The organism is Phenylobacterium sp. (genome assembly GCF_016793225.1).
GTDB lineage: Bacteria > Pseudomonadota > Alphaproteobacteria > Caulobacterales > Caulobacteraceae > Phenylobacterium.
In genome coordinates this window covers 13,810-31,488 of sequence record NZ_JAEUMN010000062.1, presented here as the reverse complement: position 1 = coordinate 31,488, position 17,679 = coordinate 13,810, and the positions used below count along the sequence as shown (strand labels likewise).

Below are 17,679 nucleotides of genomic sequence, written 5' to 3'. Positions count from 1 at the left end.
GTATGCGCCATGCCCTACGTGGAAGGCCAGACGGTGCATGACGCCGACAGCCACATCATGGAGCTGCCGGGCACGATCAACCGCTACATCGATCCGAAGCGGCGCGACGAGTTCGTCGCCAAGACCGGCCGCAAGGACGTGTTGCCCGAGTGGTTCGCCAAGGCCGCCGAGAAGGCGAGGGACCCCGAGTTCCGCGCCGGCGCCGAGGCCAACATCCTGCTGCGCAAGAACTACGAGGCGCTGGGCGCCTTCGACGCGGCGGACCGGCCGGCGACGCTGGACTACCTGGGCTTCACGAGCCAGCTGGTCTTCACCACCGCCTGCCTGTCGAACTTCGGCCTCGAGCAGATGGGCGAGGTGGACCTGGCCCTGGAGGCCGCCCGGGCCCACAACCGGATGATGGCCGAGTTCTGCTCGGTGGACCGCCGACTGCTGGCCACGGGCTACGTGCCGCTGATCGATCGCCAGCGGGCGCCGCAGATCGCCCGCGAAGCCATCGCCCTGGGCGCCAAGGGGCTGGTGATCCCGTCGCGCCATCCGGGCTTCTCGCCCAGCCACCTCGAGCTCGACCCGCTGTGGGCGGTGGCGGAGGAGGCGGGCCTGCCGATTCTCTTCCACGTGGGCGGCGAGGAGAAGATGCAGAAGGCCTATCTGGAGAACGGCCTGCCCTACGTGAAGGATTTCCACGGCGGCGACGAGAACTTCACCTCTCTCACCTTCATGGCCATCCCGCTCAGCGTCTGGCAGACGCTGTCGGCGCTGGTGATCGACGGGGTTTTCGACCGGTTCCCGCGCCTGAAGTGGGGGGCCATCGAGCTCGGCGCGTCCTGGCTGCCCAGCCTGATGAAGTTCCTGGACTCCGGCTGCGCCGCCTTCGGCCGCGAGGAGCGCCTCCAGAAGCTGTCGGACACGCCGTCGAACATCCTGCGCCGGCAGCTGCGGGTGACGCCCTATCCGCACGAGGACGTCGCCTGGATCATGCAGAACGCCGGCGAGGAGATGGTGCTCTTCTCCTCCGATTTCCCGCACGTGGAGGGCGGCCGCAACCCGCTCAAGCGGTTCAACGAGAACCTCGAGGGCGTGAGCGACGCCGCGAAGCGGAAGTTCTACCGCGACAACTTCATCGACCTGATGGGGGCCGGGCTCGACCGTTCGCTGCACGACCTCCCTTCGCTGGCCGCGGCGTAGCCGGCATCACCCCGCCAGAGCGTGGGCCGGCGTGTCGGCGAGATCCTCGCCGGCCTCGCCGAGCCCGTCGGCCAGGCCCGGAGCCTGGGTCAGCACCTGGCTCGCGTAGAGCCGGGCGAGCGCGCCCTTCGACCTGAGCCAAGGATCGTCGGACCCGGCCGCCGCCAGCGCCTGACGGCCGAGGATCCAGCCGCCGACCACGTCGCCGGCAAGCTTCAGGAAGGGCGTGGCGGCGGCCAGGGCGGTCATGTTGTCGGCCGCCAGCACGGCGTCGGCGGCGCGCTCCAGCGCCGCGATCCCGGCCGCCAGCCGCCGGCCCACGGGCGCCAGCTCGGCGGTCTCGGTCAGCACCTCCGCGGTCAGCGCCATCTCGGCGCACAGCCCCTTCAGCGTCTCGCCGCCGTTCGCGCGCAGCTTGCGGCCGATGAGGTCCATGGCCTGGATGCCGTTGGTGCCCTCGTAGATCGGCGCGATGCGGGCGTCGCGGTAATGCTGGGCCGCGCCCGTCTCCTCGATGAAGCCCATCCCGCCGTGGACCTGGACGCCCAGCGAGGCCACCTCGACGCCGACGTCCGTGGACCAGGCCTTGGCGATCGGCGTGAGCAGCTCCTGGCGCGCCTTGGCCGCCTCGCGCTCCTCGGGGGTCGCGGCGCGCCTGGCGAGGTCGGAGAGCACGCCGGTGGTCAGGCAGATGCCCCGGGCGGCCTCGATCCTGGCCTTCATCAGCATCAAGGTCCGGCGCACGTCCGGATGCCCGTAGATGGCGCCGCCGGCGTCCTCGAAAAGGGCGCGGCCCTGCTTGCGCTCCTGGCTGAAGGCGAGCGCCTGCTGGAAGGCGCGCTCGGCGATGGCCACGCCCTGGACGCCCACCTGCAGGCGCGCGGCGTTCATCATGACGAACATGTGGGCCAGGCCCTGGCCCAGTTCGCCCACCAGCTCGGCCTCGGCGTCCTCGTACAGCATGACGCAGGTGGGCGAGCCGTGGATGCCCAGCTTGTGCTCGATGGAGGCGGGGCGGAAGCTGTTGCGGGCGCCGAGCGAGCCGTCGTCCCTCACCTCGAACTTGTTGGCCAGGAACAGGCTGATGCCCTTGATGCCCGGCGGGGCGTCGGGGGTGCGCGCGATAATCAGGTGGCAGATGTTGTCGGCCGCGTCGTGGTCGCCCCAGGTGATGAAGATCTTCTGCCCCGACAGGCGGTAGCGGCCGTTCCCGTCGGGCCGGGCGATCGCCGTCAGGGCGGCGAGGTCGGAGCCGGCCTGCGGCTCGGTGAGGCACATGGCGCCGGTCCACTCGCCCGACACGAGCTTCGGCAGGACCAGGCGCTTCTGGCGCTCGGTGCCGTGCAGATCCAGCGCCTCGATGGCGCCCTGGGTCAGCATGGGGCAAAGGCCGAACGCCATGTTGGCGGCGTGCACCATCTCGAAGACCGCCAGCTCCATGGCCTTCGTCAGGCCCTGCCCGCCGTGGGCCGGGTCGGCCGACAGCGAGTTCCAGCCCTGCTCGACGAAGTGGCGGTAGGCTTCGGCGAAGCCGGGGGCGGCCGTGACCTTGCCGTTCTCGTAGCGCGCCCCTTCCAGGTCGCCCCTGCGGTTCAGCGGCGCCAGCTCGTTGTCCGCGAAGGCGCCGGCCGCCTCGAGCACGGCCTGCACGGTGTCGTCGTCCAGCTCGGGGTACGCACGCGTGATCAGCTCGGGGTGCCCCACGGTCTTGAGCGCGAAGGCCAGATCGCGGATCGGGGCGCGGAAGGTCATCAGGGTCCCTCGGACGACAAAGTTCGCTCCGGCCTTCTACGGCCTGCCCAAGCAGCCTGGGAACATGAAAAGTGCGGTGTCAGTGTGGGCCGCCCGGCGTGTCCGGCCGCCCGGGAAAGGTCCTGATGCTTCGCACCGCTCTCATCGCCCTGGCGTTGGTCCTCTCGGCGGCGGCCGCCGCGCGGGCCGACGCGCCGCCGGCGCAGATCCCCGCGGGCGAGTACGTCCTGGACCCGCGCCGCGCCAGCCTTGTGGTGCGCGTGCCGCTGTTCGGCGGGCTTTCCCGCTACGCCCTGCGGTTCGGCCGGCTCTCGGGCGCCTTCGCCTACGACCCAGCCGATACGGCGGCGGCGAACGTGTCGATCACGGCGGATCCCCGGGCGATCGAGGCCGGCGACGCCCAGTTCAGCCGCCTCGTGATCAGCCAGTTCGAACCCGAGCGGTATCCCGCCATCCGGTTCACCGCGACGGGCGTGATGGTGAAGCCGGGCGGGCGGGGCCGGCTGCCGGGACAGCTCTACCTGCACGGGGTGACCCGCCCGCTGACCCTGGACCTGAAGCTGGAGGCGGTGCGCGGCGACCGCGTCAGGTTCTCCGGCTCGGGCCGGGTGCGCCGCTCGCAGTTCGGCATGTCGGCCTCGCGGCCCTTCGCCGGGGATGTCGTGGACCTGCTCTTCGACGTGGAGTTCGCCAGGCGGTAGGCCCGGCGACGCCGTCGGTGTAACGAGCGCCCGTGGACCCGCGCGCAGCACCTTCCGACGTGGACCGGGCCGCCCAGGCGATCCGGTCGGGCGGCCTCGTGATCCTGCCCACCGAGACGGTCTACGGCCTGGCGGCCGACGCCGCCGACCCGAAGGCTGTGGCGGCGGTCTACGCGGCCAAGGGCCGGCCCAGCTTCAACCCCCTCATCGCCCACGTGGCCGACCTGGAGATGGCCCGGCGCATCGCGCGCTTCGATCCGCGCGCCGAGGCCCTGGCGGCGCGCTTCTGGCCGGGACCGCTGACCCTGGTGCTGCCGGTGGCCGACGAGCGGGCGGTGTGCGACCTGGCGCGGGCGGGCCTGGACACCGTGGCGGTCCGCGCCCCGGCGCACCCGCTGGCCCGCGCGCTGATCGCGGCCGCGGGCCGGCCCCTGGTGGCGCCCTCGGCCAACCGCTCGGGCCGGCCCAGCCCCACCACCTTCGCCGACGCCGTGGAGGAGACGGGCGGGACGGCGGCCGCCGCGCTGGACGGCGGCCCGTGCGGCGTCGGCCTGGAGTCGACCGTGGTGGCGCTGCTGGACCAGCCGCGCCTGCTGCGCCCCGGCGCCGTGACCCGCGCGCAGATCGAGGCGGTCGTGGGTCCGCTGGCCGAGGCGGACGCCGACGCCCGGCGCTCGCCGGGGCGGCTGGCGCGGCATTATGCGCCCAGCGCGCCCGTGCGGCTGGACGCGACCTCGCCACAGCCCGGCGAGGCCTGGCTGTCGTTCGGCCCCGGCGGGGCGGGCCCGTGGAACCTCAGCCCTGCGGGCGACCTCGCCGAAGCCGCGGCCAACCTCTTCGCCTACCTGCGCGCGGCGGACCGCACCCACCCGTCCGGCATCGCCGTGGCGCCGATCCCGCACGAGGGCCTGGGCGAGGCGATCAACGACCGCCTCAAGCGCGCGGCCGGGTTCGTGGGCTAGGTCCCTTCAGGCCGAAGGCCCTTTTGATCGACCACGCCGGGAGCGTGGCGGGCTGGTCCGTTAGATTCGGACGTAGGTGGGAAAGCGGCTGGGACGGTTGGGGACTGATCGCGGACCCGGAGGTCCGCCCGCCTCCGTCATCCCGGGCGGAGCGCTCGCCAGAGCGCTGCGACCCGGGACCCAGCCCCTGCGCCCGCAAAGCTGCGCCATGACCGGCGAGATGGCCCGTTTTCGTGAAGCCGTCGTCCTCGAGCCGCGCCGAAAGCCGTGCGGCTGGGTCCCGGGTCTCCGCGCTCTTTCGAGCGCTGCGCCCGGGATGACGGGGTGAGTGGGGATGGGTGTCTGCGTCCGAGCCGTTGCGAACGCCTTGCCTCCCCCGCGAAGCGGCGGGAGGTGAGGGCCCCGGACTGGCGGAGGAGGGGCGGGGGGCTTAGGGTTTGGGGATGACCGCGCCTGTCCCCGCCGACCTGATCGCGCGCCTGAAGGCGGTGCTGGGCGAGGGCGGCTGGAGCGAGGATCCCGAGCGCATCGGCCCGAAGCTGGTGGAGTGGCGCGACCGCTGGGTCGGGGCGACGCCGTTCCTGGCGCTGCCGGGTTCGACCGAGGCCGTGGCGGGCGTGGTCGGCGTCTGCTTCGAGGCGGGCCAGGCGATCACCATCCAGGGCGGCAACACCGGCCTCGTCGGCGGGCAGATCCCGCAGGGCGAGATCCTGCTGTCGCTGGAGCGGATGCGGTCGATCCGGGAGGTGGACGCCTTCGACGACGCCCTGACCGCCGAGGCCGGCGTCACCCTGTCGGAGGTGCATGCCGCGGCCGCTGGGGTGCGCCGCCGCTTCCCGATCGGCCTCGCCTCGGAGGGCTCGGCGACGGTCGGGGGCGTGATCTCGACCAATGCGGGCGGGACGCAAGTGCTGCGCTACGGCATGGCGCGCAACCTGGTCCTGGGGCTGGAGGCGGTGCTGCCCAACGGCGAGGTCTGGAACGGGCTGAAGCGCCTGCGCAAGGACAACACCGGCTACGACCTGAAGCAGCTTCTCATCGGGGCCGAGGGCACCCTGGGCGTCGTCACCGCGGCGGCGCTGAAGCTCTACCCCGTGATGGCGTCGCACGCGGTGGCCATGATCGGCGTGGCGGATCCGGACGCCGCGATCCGGCTGCTGGCGCGGGCCAAGGAGGAGACCGGCGGCGCCGTCGAGGCGTTCGAGCTGATGGGCCGCCTCGGGGTCGAGTTCGCACTGAGGAACATCCCCGGCACGCGCGACCCGCTGGCGCAGCCGCACCCCTGGTACGTGCTCGCCGAGTTCGCGTCGGGCGAGCCCGGGTCCGCCGAGGCGGCGATGGAGCGGTTCCTGGCCGACGGGCTGGACGCGGGGCTGGTGCGGGACGCCGTGGTCGCTCAGACGGAAGCCCAGGCGCGCGCGCTGTGGGCGCTGCGCGAGAACCAGTCGCCGGCGCAGAAGCCCGAGGGCGCCACCTGGAAGCACGACGTGGCGGTGCCGGTCAGCCGCGTGGCGGAGTTCCTCGCCGAGGCCACGGCGGCCATGGAGGCCTTCGCGCCCGGCGCGCGGATCGCCGCCTTCGGCCACGTGGGCGACGGCAACATCCACTACGACGTCCTGCGGCCCGACGGCGGGTCGGACGCCGAGCATGCCGCCAAGCGGGACGCCGGCAGCCGCATCGTCCACGACATCGTCGCCCGCCTCGGCGGATCGATCAGCGCCGAACACGGCCTCGGCGCGATGAAGACGGCCGAGGGCGCGCGCTACAAGTCTGCCGTCGAGCTCGAAGCCCAGCGCGCGATCCGCCGCGCCCTGGACCCCAAGCGGATCCTCAATCCGCGGGTTCTGTTCTGACCGGAGCGTCCAGGACCTGGCGCACCTTCAGCGCCAGCTGCTCGATGGTGAAGGGCTTGGCGATGAACGCGACGTCGGCGTCCAGCATGCCGTTGTGGACGATGGCGTTCTTCGTATAGCCGGTGGTGTAGAGCACCTTGAGGTCGGGCCGGGTCTCGCGCGCCTTCTCGGCCAGGCGGCGGCCGTTCAGGTCGGGCATCACGACGTCGGTGAACAGCAGATCGACCCGCGGCTGCATCGTCAGCACCGCCAGCGCCTGGGCCGCGTCCGAGGCCTGCACGACCGTGTAGCCGAGCTCGCGCAGGGCATCGACCGAGAGGTGGCGGACCCGCTCGTCGTCCTCGACCACCAGCACGATCTCGTCGGTCCGGCCGCGCGGCAGTTCGCCGGCGGGAGGCGTCAGCGCCTCGGCCTGCGCGGCCTCCTTCAGGCTGCGCGGCAGATAGATCTTGATGGTCGTGCCGACGCCCGGCTCGGAATAGATCTTCACGTGTCCGCGGCTCTGCTTGACGAAGCCCTCCACCTGGCTGAGCCCGAGCCCGGTGCCGCGCCCGGGCCCCTTGGTGGTGTAGAAGGGATCGAAGGCGCGCTCGACGACCTCGGGCGGCATGCCGGTCCCGGTGTCGGTGACCGAGATCATCACGTACTGGCCGGGCGCGACCTCGGCGTGGGCGGCGGCATAGGCGTCGTCCAGGTGGGCGTTGGAGGTCTCGAGGGTGAGCCGCCCGCCGTCGGGCATGGCGTCGCGGGCGTTGACGCAAAGGTTGACGATGGCGTTCTCGAGCTGGGCGGCGTCGATCAGCGTGCGCCAGAGGCCGCCGGCCAGCACGGTCTCGACGCGGATGTCCTCGCCGATGGTCCGGCGCAGGAGCTCGGACATGCCGCCGACCAGCTTGTTGACGTCGAGCACCACCGGGTTGAGGGGCTGCTGGCGGGAGAAGGCCAGCAGGCGCGCGGTCAGCTGGGCGGCGCGGGTCGCGCCCTCCAGGGCGCTGTCGATGCAGGCCTCGGCGCGGGCCCGGTCGCTGTGCAGGCGCCGCTTGGCCAGGTCGAGCGAGCCGATGATGATGGCCAGCATGTTGTTGAAGTCGTGGGCGATGCCGCCGGTGAGCTGACCGATCGCCTCGTTCTTCTGGAACTGCCGGACCTGCGCCTCGGCGGCCTCGCGGCTGGCGGCCTCGGCCTGCAGCGCCGCGTTGGTCTGGATGGCCGCCGTGAGCCTGCGGCGGGCGTCGGCGACGGCGAAGACGCCGAGCATCAGCATCGCCAGGCCTCCGGCGACGAGGGTCACGCGGGCCATCAAGGAGTCCCTGTCGGCGCGCAGCGTGCGCTCGGCCAGCAGACGCTCTTCCTCGGCGCGCATGTCCGCCAGGACGAGGCGGGTCGCATCCATCAGCTCGCGCCCGTGCTGCAGCCTCTCGACCGGGACGGTCCGGCCCTCGGCGTGCAGGGACAGGTTCTCGTCCAGAAGGGCCGCGCGCTCGACCACGGCGGCCCGCAGGCGCCGGCAGTTGGCCCTCTGGCGCGGGTTGTCGGCGGCCAGGCCGCAGAGGCGGTCCAGGTCTTTGCGCAGGGCCCCCACAGCCGTGCGGTAGGTGTCCAGGAAGGACGATCCGTCCGTCAGCAGATAGCCCCGCTGGGCCGCCTCCGCCTCGAGCACCTGGGTCTGGACGTGGCTCAGCCGGTTCTGCACCTCGAGGGTGTGCCGCACGCGGCCGGCGGCTGTGTCCTGCTGTGCGTTGAACCAGAGCGCGGCCGCCAGCACGACGGCCAGGGCGACGAAGCCCCCCAGCAGCGCGACCACCGCACGGTCATTGCGGACGGAACTCATGCTGTACTGTTGTCGCCGCTTCTCCCATCGATGCAAGGTGTTCGACGCGCCCCGGCGCGCGCCGCCCTTGGCGCCACCGCCAAGTCACGGCAAAGGGTCGGCGGCATGCTGATCGTCCTCTCCCCCGCAAAGGCGCTCGACTTCACCGCCGGGCCGGACTCGGCGCCCCTGTCCGCGCCGCGCCTGACGGACGACACCGCCGAGCTCGCGAAGACGGCGAAGAAGCTGCGGGCGGCCGACCTGAAGCGGATGATGCACCTGTCGGACAGCCTCGCGACGCTGAACCGCGAGCGGTTCCAGGCCTTCGACCCGCAGAGCGACGACGGGCTGCAGGCGGCCTTCGCGTTCAACGGCGACGTCTACCTGGGCCTGCGCGCCCGCGAGCTCGACCGCAGGGCCCTGTCGTTCGCCCAGGACCATGTCCGCATCCTCTCCGGACTCTATGGCGTGTTGCGGCCGCTCGACGCCATCCAGCCCTACCGGCTGGAGATGGGCGTGCGGATCAAGACCCGGCGGGGGGGCAGCCTCTACGACTTCTGGGGGTCGCGGATCGCCGAGACGCTGGACGCCGACCTGGCCGGGCACAAGGACCGCACGATCGTGAATTGCGCCAGCGGCGAGTACTTCGGCGCCGTCGACCGCAAGGCGCTGAAGGCGCCCGTGGTGTCGTGCCGGTTCCTCGAGGAGAAGGACGGCGAGGCGCGGATCATCTCGTTCTTCGCCAAGCGCGCCCGGGGCGCCATGGCGCGTTTCGCGATCGACAACCGCCTGCGCAAGGCCGCCGACCTCAAGGCCTTCGACGCGGACGGATACCGCTTCCAGCCGCACCTCTCGTCGGACGACGAGTGGACCTTCAGCCGGCCCCAGCCGCCGCCGGCCGCAGCGGCCCGCAAAGGAGCCTGACCATGGCCGTCGACTATCACCTCGAGGGCCAGGTGGCCGTCGTCACGGGCTCCACGTCGGGGATCGGCCACGCGATGGCCGCGGCGCTCGCCGGGCAGGGCGTGAGCGTGGTCCTGAACGGCTTCGGCGAGGCGGCGAAGATCGAGGCCGACCGGGCGGCGATGCAGGCCGCGGCGGCGGCCAACGCCCGGGTGCTCTACCACGGCGCCGACATGACGAAGCCCGCCGAGATCGCGGATCTCGTGGCGTTCGCCCACAAGGAGCTGGGCCGGCTGGACATCCTGGTCAACAACGCCGGCGTGCAGCATGTGGCGCCGGTGGACGAGTTTCCCGAGGCCCGGTGGGACGCGATCATCGGCATCAACCTGTCGTCCGTGTTCCACGCCACCAAGCACGCCCTGCCGCTGATGAAGGCGGGCGGGCGCGGGCGGATCGTCAACATCGCCTCGGCGCACGGGCTGGTCGCCTCGCCGTTCAAGTCCGCCTATGTCGCGGCCAAGCACGGGGTGGTGGGCTTCACCAAGAGCTGCGCCCTGGAGGTCGCGCGCAGCGGCATCACCGTCAACGCCATCTGCCCCGGCTACGTGAAGACGCCGCTCGTGGAGATGCAGATCGCCGACCAGGCGAAGGCGCGCGGGATCCCCATGGACAGGGTGGTGGACGAGGTGATCCTGGCCGCCCAGCCGAACCGCAGCTTCGTGGGGTACGAGCAGCTGGCCGGCCTGCTGCTCTACCTGGTCTCGGACGCCGGCGGGTCGGTGACCGGCGCGGCGCTCTCGATCGACGGCGGGTGGACGGCGGCCTGAGGCGCGCCCGCCGGGCTGGGGGCGGACCCGCCGAGAGGCGCTGACCTCGCGTCACGGTTTCCATCGCCGGCCCGCGGCGCCATGGTTCGAGCAAAGACGCGGGAGGACGCCGATGACCCTTCACACCAAACTCTGTGATCTGCTGGGGGTGGAGCATCCGATCATGCTCGCCGGCATGGGCGGGGTGTCCTTCGCCGAACTGGCGGCCGCCGTGTCGAACGCCGGGGGCTACGGCGTCCTCGGGATGGCTGGGCGCAGCCCGGACTTCATCCGCGACCAGATGCGCGAGGTGCGCAAGCTCACCGACAAGCCGTTCGGCGTCGACCTGCTGGCCGCCTCTCCGGAGAGCCTGACCGCCTCGGTCGACGTGATCATCGCGGAGGGCGCCTCGTCGTTCGTCGCCGGCCTGGGCGTGCCCATGCCGATCATGGAGAAGCTGAAGAAGGCCGGCCTGAAGGTGATGGTGGTCTGCGGCGCCGTGAAGCACGCCGTGAAGGCCGAGCAGGCGGGCTGCGACGCGGTGATCTGCCAGGGCGGCGAGGGCGGGGGTCACACGGGCCTCGTGGGCACCCTGCCGCTGGTGGCCCAGGCGGTCGAGCGGGTGAAGATCCCTGTGGTCGCCGCGGGCGGCCTCTACGACGGACGCGGCCTCGCGGCGGCGCTGAGCCTGGGCGCCGTGGGGGTCTGGATGGGCACCCGCTTCATCGCCTCGCAGGAGGCCCATGCGGCGCGCATGTACCACGAGACCATCCTGGCGGCCTCGGACGAGGACACCGTTCGCACCCGCTGCTACTCCGGCAAGCCGATGCGGGTGAAGAAGAACCCCTACGTCGACGACTGGGAAAGCCGGCCGCAGGACATCCAGCCGTTCCCGTACCAGGCCATGCACTCGACGAAGGCCGGCGTGATGGGCGGCATCGGCGGCCAGCTGGAAGGCCTCGACCCCGACAGCTCGTGCTTCGCCATGGGGCAGTCGGCCGGCGGCGTCACCGAGGTGCTGCCCGCGGGCGAGATCGTCAGGCGCCTGGTGTCCGAGGCGGAAGCCGCCATCGACCGCGTCTCCGCGATCCGCAAGGGCGCCGCGGTCACGGCCTGACGGCCAACCGCGACGCGCAATCCGGGGTTCCGGATTCCCCCGGCGGGCGACGCGGCTTTGCCGGCCGCGGCGATCTGCTAGGCATGGCCGAGCTCTGGGGATCCTCATGCGTAAGCTTACCGTCGTCGCAGCGCTGGCTGCGGCGGTCCTGACGACCACGTCCGCCGCGGCCGAGACCGCCGCCGATTTCAACCTGTTCGTGCTCGAGAACTTCCGGGCGGTCGGTTCCGACGAGGAAGGCCGGGTCGCGGTCGGCGGCGACTTCTACGCGCGCCACCACTCGGTGGGCCTGCTGGCCGATCCGGGCGACGTGAACCTGGTGGTGGGCGGCAATCTCGACGCCCGCAGCGGGTCGGCCTACGGCAAGACCATCGTCGGCGGCAGCGTCAGCACCGACGCGTCGTGGGCGCCCAGCAACATCCTGCCGGGCGGGACCCCGTCGCCGGTCGACTTCGCCGCCGAGGCGCAGCGCCTGCGCGACCTGAGCGACATTCTGGCGGGCTACGCGGCCACGGGCACGACGAGCTACCAGTTCTGCGGCGCCTGCCAGATCACCCTCACGGGCGGCCTCAGCGGCCTGAACGTCTTCACGGTGGACGGCGCGCGGCTGGCCACGACCAACACGTTCAACATCGTCCTGCCGTCCGACGGCTATGCGCTGATCAACGTCACCGGCTCGACGGGGAAGTTCGCCAACTCGGGCATGTTCTTCAACGGCCAGTTCATCGACCTCGCGCACCAGAACCTGGGGTCGCGGCTGTTCTGGAACTACGCCGAGGCGACGACTCTCGATTTCCGCGGGATCGCCATGGCCGGCTCGGTCCTCGCGCCCGACGCCGACTACGTGGGCGGCCCGGGCGTGGTGTTCGGCCAGATGGTGGTGAAGAGCTTCGGCGGCGCGGACTGGAACGTCACCCAGATCAACAACGTGCGCGACGGCACCGGCCTCTTCAACTCGCCGCCCGGCGCCGTTCCGGAACCGGCGACCTGGGCGCTGATGATCGCGGGGTTCGGGCTGGCGGGCGCGGCGCTCCGCCGGCGCTACGCCGCGTTCGCCAGGTAGCCGACCGGGTCCTTCAGGAAGTCGCGGGCGTCGGCCAGGCAGCCCTGCCAGGCCTGCAGGTGCGTGGTGGCGTCGTCGCGGGTCATGCTGCGGAACAGGATCGCCGAATAGACGACGTGCGGCAGGCCGGCCTTGTCCTGGTAGACGCGGCACATCACCGAGGTCTGGTTGAAGGCGTTGACCTGGGCGAGGGTCGCGGGGCTGCGCTCCAGCGCCGCGTCCAGCAGGACGGCGCGGCAGCCGCGGCCCTGCGGCGTGCAGCCCGCGAACTGCATCGAGAAGTTGGCGAGCGGGGAGGTGACGGGGATGAACACCGAGTCCTCTTCCCGTCGGCTGGCCTGGGCCTTGGCGCCGGCCGCCTCCAGGAGGGCCACGAAGGCGTTGGGATTCTGGGCGTCGAAGGACCCCGCCGCGGCCGCGGGCCGGGCCGGCGCGGCCTTCGCCGGGGCGGGCTTGGCGGCGGGCGCCTTCGGCGCTTGCGCGGCGCCGAGACACGCGAGCGCGGCCGGCAGGAGCAGGAGGACGGCGCGGGTCATCCCGGCTCGCTACCAGAGGCGGGCGCGCCGCGCGAGCCCGGCCCGCCGGTTTCCGTGGCGGTGACGGCGCAGTCTGGATAGACTTGCCCTCGGGTTAGGTTGGGAGGGACGCCATGAGCCTGGGGCTGATCGTCGCCGCGGTCTTCCTGTTCCTCGCGATCGTGGTCGCCCTGGGGGCGATCAAGATCGTGCCGCAGGGCCGCGAATACACCGTCGAGCGTTTCGGCCGGTACACCCGCACGCTCAAGCCGGGCATCAGCTTCCTGACGCCGTTCGTCGAGGGCGTCGGCCGGCGGGTGAACATGATGGAGCAGGTGCTCGACGTCCCGCGCCAGGAGGTGATCACCAAGGACAACGTCACCGTCCAGGTGGACGCGATCGTGTTCATCCAGGTGATGGACGCCGCCGCCGCGGCCTACCGCGTGGACAACCTGAACTTCGCCATCCAGCAGCTCGCCATGACCAACCTGCGCACGGTGGTGGGCTCGATGGAGCTGGACGAGGTCCTGTCCCAGCGCGACGCCATCAACACGCGGCTGCTGAATGTCATCGACGAGGCCACCGGCCCCTGGGGGGTGAAGGCCGCGCGGATCGAGATCAAGGATCTCCAGCCCCCGCCGGACATCACCAACGCCATGGCGCGCCAGATGAAGGCCGAGCGCGAGCGGCGCGCGGTGATCACCGAGGCCGACGGCGAGAAGTCCGCGGCCATCGCCCGCGCCGAGGGCGCCAAGCAGGCCGCGATCCTGGAGGCCGAGGGCCGCCGCGAGGCGGCCTTCCGCGACGCCGAGGCCCGCGAGCGCGAGGCGGAAGCCGAGGCCAAGGCGACCGAGATGGTCTCGAACGCCATCGCCGCCGGGGACGTCAACGCGATCAACTATTTCGTGGCTCAGAAGTACGTTGAGGCGTTCGCCGAGCTCGCCCGAAGCCCGCAGCAGAAGACCGTCATCGTGCCGGCCGAGATGGGCGCCCTCGTGGGCACCGTCGGCGGCATCGGAGAGCTGGTGAAGGCGATCGGGGGCGACGGCCCCGCGCCCCGCCCGCCGCCCGCCCGCGGACGCGGCGCGGTTCCCGCGACGGGGGCCTGAGCCATGATGGACACCATCATGGGGCTCTACGCCGACCAGCCGTTCTGGTTCTGGGCGGCCCTGGCGGCGGCGATCCTGGGCGTCGAGGTGCTGACCGGATCCGGGTGGCTGCTGTGGGCCGCCGCCTCGGCGGGCGTGACGGCCATCCTGACGGCCATCTTCGACGTGTCGGTCCCCACGGCGCTGCTGGCGTTCGCGCTGCTGACGCTGTTCTCCACCCTGCTGGCCCGCCGGTACCTGCCCCGGCCGCTGGTCGAGGAAGGCGTCGACATCAACGACAACGTGGCCCGCCTCGTGGGCCAGCGCGGCGCCGTGGTGAGCGCCTTCGCCGGGCGCTCGGGCCGCGTCTTCATCGACGGCAAGGAGTGGGCGGCCGAGGTCGACGACGGCGAGACGCTCGAGACCGGCGCCGCCGTCCAGGTCACGGGAGTCGCCGGCGCGCGGCTGCGGGTGCGCCGCGCGTAGCGCCGGTCCGGCGCCTGGGGTGCAAGCTTAAGCGATTGGATTCCCGCCACACTTCGGCCGGCATCGTTGGGCAGCTTGACCCGCGTAAGTTCGCGGCGCTTATGTGCCCGCAAAATCCCCGGCCGCCCACGGCCGGCCCCAGGAAGACCCCCAAGGAAGACCCAGGAGAGAACGACGGTGAAGACGCCGAAGGCAGGCAGGGTGGGAGCGATCGGGCTCGCCATGGCCTTGATGGCCACGCTGATGGTCCCCGCTTACGGGGTGTCGCAAGGCAAGAAGGACGCCGATATCCCGAAGGCGGCGCGCGAACAGGGCGCCAAGGAAGCGCCGGCGGTCCTGCAGGCGGCGGGCCTGCCCTGCCAGGTCTCGGACGCCCGCAAGATCGGCGAGGACAAGAAGAACAAGGTCAACTACTACGAGGTCGCGTGCGGCGCCGGCCAGATGGGCTACGTGCTGCAGGCGCCCGCCGCCGGCGCGCCCACCGCCTTCAGCTGCATCGAGGCCAACACCCCGCCCGCCCCGGGCCAGGCTCCGTCGGCGCCTTGCATCCTGCCGGGCAACCAGAACCCCAAGGCCCTCCTCCAGCCGCTGATGAAGACGGCCGGCGTGGAATGCCTGCCCGAGTCCGCCCGCGGCATCGGCCAGACCAAGTCGAACACCTACATGGAAGTCGCCTGCCAGGGCGGCGCGGGCTACATCCTGCTGGCCAGCGTGCCCTTCGACGGCGCCAAGCCGCTGCAGGCGCAGAACTGCCTCCTGTACGATGAATCCGAGTCCAACATTAAGTGCACGTTGTCGGACAAGACGGCGCGCATGGCCGTCATCGACAAGGTCGCGGCCGCGGCGAACAACGGCTGCGCCGTGAAGGACCGCCGCTTCGTGGGCATCGCCAAGGACGGCTCCACGTTCTACGAGGCCTCCTGCAACGACGGTAAGGGCTACATCTACAAGACCGCCGTCGGCGGAAACCTGGTCGAGACCTATGAGTGCGCCAAGGCCACCCAGATCCTCGGCGGCTGCACGCTGACCGACGCCCGCCAGGCGCAGAGCGAGCAGGCCGGCCTCTACACCCGCCTGGTGTCCAACGCCGGCGGCAAGTGCGAGGTCGAGAAGTACGCGCTGTTCCCCACCCGCAACCCCCGCGAGGAAGTGGTCGAGCTGGTCTGCAAGGACGGCAAGGGCGCGATCCTGATGTCGACCGCGGGCCAGAAGAGCACCGTCGTGGACTGCGGCCGCGCGCCGATCGCCGGCTACAAGTGCTCGATGGGCAGCGACAACGGCTTCGCCTCGCTGACCAGCGACCTGAAGCGCCTGCAGCAGGGCACGACCTGCGAGGTCTCCAACAGCCGGGTCGTGGGCAAGACCGACAAGGGCACGACCTATGTGGAGGTCGCCTGCGCGGACAAGCTGAAGGGCTACATGATCGAGTACTCGTCGACGCCGGCGATCAACGCGGTCAACGTGGTCGGCTGCGCCTTCGCGGGCAACTGCAAGCTGCCCGGCAACACCTGATCGGCCTCACCGGCTGACGCGAGGGCCCGCGGAGCGATCCGCGGGCCCTTTGCTTTGCGGGGGCGCTGGACGGCGGCCGGGGTTGAGGGGCAGGCTGCCATCCAACAACTGCTGGGTTGGCGGGACGCCCGTCGGTGTTCTGGCGTGCGGCGAGGGTCGAGGTGAAGATGCTGGGTCTCTCGCTCGCGGCGACGCTGATCGCGTCGAGCACGCCTGCCGCCGAGATCACGCCCGCAGACCTCCAGCAGTGTCTGGGCGTATCGCACCTGGCCGCCCCGCTTGCCGCCATTGCGGCGGATCGGGCCAAGGCGACGGCGGAAGAGTGGGCGACGGCCTGCCGGCAGGCTCGCGAGGCGGACCTCCGCAGACGCTCGGCGGTGAGCGCCTTGCTGCGGACCGGGACCTCGCCCCTGCGGGGCTGGACGTCGGCCGAGCGCTTCAGCAAGCTCTCACGGACGTCGCCGGACGCCGACGTCGCGGAGCTGTTCCGCCGTGCGGCGCGTGATCAGGGCGCGCGCGAAAGCCTATCCGCCGAGGCGCAGTCCCAGTTCGCGGCCGGACTTTCGCCTCTCGCCGTGCGGCTCCTGCGCGGGCTCATCAGCAACGATGCCGTGGCGATCGACCGCGAAAACCAGGCTTGGCTGTCGGCGGCGGTTGGCCGCCGCGGCTGGTTCACCATCAGCCGCGACGGCGCGTCCGCGGACGGGGCGGCTTGGCTGATCGTGCAGCACGGGGACCAGGATCGCGCCTTCCAGAAGCGCATGATCGCGGTCCTCGAACCCCTGGCGGACCGGGGTGAGACGGAGCCAAGGCGGTTTCCGTACCTGTTCGACCGCTGGGCCGCCGGCGCGGGCGAGTTGCAGCGGTTTGGCCTGCAGGGCGCATGTGTCGGTCCGGGCGAATGGCGGCCCTCCCCGATGGAAGACGAGACCGGCGTCGACGCGCGCCGCCGTCGCCTCGGACTGCCGACAACCCTCTCCGAGCAGGTGCGCCAGAACAGTGCGCGCTGTCCCTGAACTGCCGACCCGGCCCATGAGCCAGGGCTCGCGGCGGACCTCCGCAATCGGCCGGCAGGCGGCGCGAAGGCAGACCTTCGAAGCGGCGAGGGAGAGGCCGGGAGAGGGCGGCGGCGGCGTGGGACGCGACCCAAGCGTTGCACCCGTCCGCCGTGAGGTGAGCCGCCGCGCCGCCCTCTTGCTCAGCTTGCGGACACGCAGCCGGCGCGTGTCGCTCTCGCCCATTCGTTGAATCGGTTTGACCGTTTCGGCTGCCGAGCTCTTCTGAATCCATCCGAAGTGGGGAAGTAACATGAACCTTAAGCTTGCTTTGATCGGCGCGGTCGGCGCGCTTTCGCTCACCGCGACGGCCGCGAACGCTGTGGTCGTGAACCTGAACAGCTCGGGCAGCAGCGCGAATGCGTTCTACATCACCGACCTGGACTTCACGCTGCCGACCAACTTCACGAACGCCGTTCTCAACATCACGTTCTTCGAAGCGGACGACCGCGCGGTTGTTCAGCTCAACGGCGCGACCGTCGATCAGACGGGGATTTTCGCCCCCGGGAGCGGGTTCTTCAACTTCGGGTCCGGCAACGTCGCGTGGGCCTATTCGCTGCCCCAAGGCGCCCGGAACATCAACGTGACGTCGGGCTTCATGGCCGGGAACAACGACTTCCGCGTGATCGTGAACGACACCCACGCCGGGATCGGCGGCGACGTCGCGGGGGGCACCGGAAACCTCAACGGCCTGGCTACCGGGCCGACCGGCTACTCGCTTCAGGCGACCCTGAGCTACGACCTGGTGCAGGCGGGCGTGCCGGAGCCCGCCACCTGGGCCCTCATGATCGGCGGCTTCGGCCTGGCGGGCACGGCCCTGCGGAGCCGCCGGCGGGTGGGTTCGGTCGCCTAGACCGACCGACGACCG

The 17,679-nt window shown here is 71.6% G+C and carries 16 protein-coding genes; 13 read left to right on the top strand and 3 right to left on the bottom strand.

Annotated elements, in window-relative coordinates; genetic code table 11:
- Positions 1-9: 9 nt before the first annotated feature.
- On the top strand, positions 10-1,188 hold the full coding sequence (locus JNK30_RS07055; protein ID WP_293481352.1) for an amidohydrolase family protein: 1,179 nt from the start codon (positions 10-12) through the stop codon (positions 1,186-1,188).
- A 6-nt stretch (positions 1,189-1,194) separates the two neighbouring features.
- Here JNK30_RS07055 and JNK30_RS07050 read toward each other — a convergent pair whose 3' ends face one another.
- A complete protein-coding gene (locus tag JNK30_RS07050) occupies positions 1,195-2,940 on the bottom strand; it encodes an acyl-CoA dehydrogenase (RefSeq protein ID WP_293481351.1) in 1,746 nt (581 codons plus the stop codon).
- A gap of 125 nt (positions 2,941-3,065) precedes the next feature.
- On the opposite strand from JNK30_RS07050, the gene JNK30_RS07045 reads away from it, so the two are divergent.
- The 3 genes from JNK30_RS07045 to JNK30_RS07035 all read left to right on the top strand — a co-directional run bounded on the left by JNK30_RS07045 (position 3,066) and on the right by JNK30_RS07035 (position 6,456).
- A complete protein-coding gene (locus JNK30_RS07045; protein ID WP_293481350.1) occupies positions 3,066-3,641 on the top strand; it encodes a YceI family protein in 576 nt (191 codons plus the stop codon).
- 32 nt (positions 3,642-3,673) lie between these two features.
- On the top strand, positions 3,674-4,603 hold the full coding sequence (locus JNK30_RS07040; RefSeq protein ID WP_293481349.1) for an L-threonylcarbamoyladenylate synthase: 930 nt from the start codon (positions 3,674-3,676) through the stop codon (positions 4,601-4,603).
- A gap of 443 nt (positions 4,604-5,046) precedes the next feature.
- Positions 5,047-6,456, top strand: coding sequence for an FAD-binding oxidoreductase (locus JNK30_RS07035; protein WP_293481348.1), 1,410 nt, complete (start codon positions 5,047-5,049; stop codon positions 6,454-6,456).
- Here the strand turns inward: JNK30_RS07035 and JNK30_RS07030 are convergent.
- A complete protein-coding gene (locus JNK30_RS07030; RefSeq protein ID WP_293481347.1) occupies positions 6,434-8,287 on the bottom strand; it encodes a CHASE3 domain-containing protein in 1,854 nt (617 codons plus the stop codon). The two genes, JNK30_RS07035 and JNK30_RS07030, sit on opposite strands and share 23 nt — an antisense overlap.
- Positions 8,288-8,392: 105 nt before the next feature.
- Here JNK30_RS07030 and yaaA point away from each other — a divergent pair, with 105 nt between their 5' ends.
- The 4 genes from yaaA to JNK30_RS07010 all read left to right on the top strand — a co-directional run bounded on the left by yaaA (position 8,393) and on the right by JNK30_RS07010 (position 12,155).
- Positions 8,393-9,190: a peroxide stress protein YaaA gene (yaaA, locus tag JNK30_RS07025; protein WP_293481346.1), complete on the top strand. Its 798-nt coding sequence runs from the start codon at positions 8,393-8,395 to the stop codon at positions 9,188-9,190.
- 2 nt (positions 9,191-9,192) lie between these two features.
- Entirely contained in the window at positions 9,193-9,996 is an 804-nt protein-coding gene (locus JNK30_RS07020) for a 3-hydroxybutyrate dehydrogenase (protein WP_293481345.1), read from the top strand.
- A gap of 112 nt (positions 9,997-10,108) precedes the next feature.
- On the top strand, positions 10,109-11,092 hold the full coding sequence (locus JNK30_RS07015) for a nitronate monooxygenase family protein (protein WP_293481344.1): 984 nt from the start codon (positions 10,109-10,111) through the stop codon (positions 11,090-11,092).
- A 106-nt stretch (positions 11,093-11,198) separates the two neighbouring features.
- Complete coding sequence (locus JNK30_RS07010; protein WP_293481343.1) at positions 11,199-12,155, top strand: choice-of-anchor A family protein; 957 nt, start codon at positions 11,199-11,201, stop codon at positions 12,153-12,155.
- Here JNK30_RS07010 and JNK30_RS07005 read toward each other — a convergent pair.
- Entirely contained in the window at positions 12,134-12,691 is a 558-nt protein-coding gene (locus JNK30_RS07005; RefSeq protein ID WP_293481342.1) for a YbjN domain-containing protein, read from the bottom strand. The two genes, JNK30_RS07010 and JNK30_RS07005, sit on opposite strands and share 22 nt — an antisense overlap.
- A gap of 119 nt (positions 12,692-12,810) precedes the next feature.
- On the opposite strand from JNK30_RS07005, the gene JNK30_RS07000 reads away from it, so the two are divergent.
- From JNK30_RS07000 to JNK30_RS06980, 5 genes are all read left to right on the top strand, one after another.
- Entirely contained in the window at positions 12,811-13,779 is a 969-nt protein-coding gene (locus JNK30_RS07000) for an SPFH domain-containing protein (RefSeq protein WP_293481370.1), read from the top strand.
- A gap of 3 nt (positions 13,780-13,782) precedes the next feature.
- Positions 13,783-14,244 carry an NfeD family protein gene (locus JNK30_RS06995; protein WP_293481341.1) on the top strand — a complete coding sequence of 154 codons (462 nt, stop codon included), beginning with the start codon at positions 13,783-13,785 and terminating at the stop codon, positions 14,242-14,244.
- A gap of 177 nt (positions 14,245-14,421) precedes the next feature.
- A complete protein-coding gene (locus JNK30_RS06990) occupies positions 14,422-15,756 on the top strand; it encodes a hypothetical protein (protein WP_293481340.1) in 1,335 nt (444 codons plus the stop codon).
- A 167-nt stretch (positions 15,757-15,923) separates the two neighbouring features.
- On the top strand, positions 15,924-16,772 hold the full coding sequence (locus JNK30_RS06985) for a DUF6624 domain-containing protein (protein WP_367118734.1): 849 nt from the start codon (positions 15,924-15,926) through the stop codon (positions 16,770-16,772).
- A gap of 292 nt (positions 16,773-17,064) precedes the next feature.
- Positions 17,065-17,664 (top strand): PEPxxWA-CTERM sorting domain-containing protein, encoded by a 600-nt coding sequence (locus tag JNK30_RS06980; RefSeq protein WP_293481338.1) that lies wholly within the window; start codon positions 17,065-17,067, stop codon positions 17,662-17,664.
- Positions 17,665-17,679: the final 15 nt, after the last annotated feature.

Excerpts from the sequence above, each read along its gene's own strand:
- JNK30_RS07055 (WP_293481352.1), top strand. The coding sequence starts at position 10 with ATGCCCTACGTGGAAGGCCAGACGGTGCATGACGCCGACAGCCACATC.
- JNK30_RS07050 (WP_293481351.1), bottom strand. The coding sequence starts at position 2,940 with ATGACCTTCCGCGCCCCGATCCGCGATCTGGCCTTCGCGCTCAAGACC.
- JNK30_RS07010 (WP_293481343.1), top strand. The coding sequence starts at position 11,199 with ATGCGTAAGCTTACCGTCGTCGCAGCGCTGGCTGCGGCGGTCCTGACG.
- JNK30_RS07015 (WP_293481344.1), top strand. The coding sequence starts at position 10,109 with ATGACCCTTCACACCAAACTCTGTGATCTGCTGGGGGTGGAGCATCCG.
- JNK30_RS07035 (WP_293481348.1), top strand. The coding sequence starts at position 5,047 with ATGACCGCGCCTGTCCCCGCCGACCTGATCGCGCGCCTGAAGGCGGTG.
- JNK30_RS06980 (WP_293481338.1), top strand. The coding sequence starts at position 17,065 with ATGAACCTTAAGCTTGCTTTGATCGGCGCGGTCGGCGCGCTTTCGCTC.
- yaaA (WP_293481346.1), top strand. The coding sequence starts at position 8,393 with ATGCTGATCGTCCTCTCCCCCGCAAAGGCGCTCGACTTCACCGCCGGG.
- JNK30_RS07030 (WP_293481347.1), bottom strand. The coding sequence starts at position 8,287 with ATGAGTTCCGTCCGCAATGACCGTGCGGTGGTCGCGCTGCTGGGGGGC.
- JNK30_RS06995 (WP_293481341.1), top strand. The coding sequence starts at position 13,783 with ATGATGGACACCATCATGGGGCTCTACGCCGACCAGCCGTTCTGGTTC.
- JNK30_RS07045 (WP_293481350.1), top strand. The coding sequence starts at position 3,066 with ATGCTTCGCACCGCTCTCATCGCCCTGGCGTTGGTCCTCTCGGCGGCG.
- JNK30_RS07005 (WP_293481342.1), bottom strand. The coding sequence starts at position 12,691 with ATGACCCGCGCCGTCCTCCTGCTCCTGCCGGCCGCGCTCGCGTGTCTC.
- JNK30_RS07020 (WP_293481345.1), top strand. The coding sequence starts at position 9,193 with ATGGCCGTCGACTATCACCTCGAGGGCCAGGTGGCCGTCGTCACGGGC.
- JNK30_RS06985 (WP_367118734.1), top strand. The coding sequence starts at position 15,924 with ATGCTGGGTCTCTCGCTCGCGGCGACGCTGATCGCGTCGAGCACGCCT.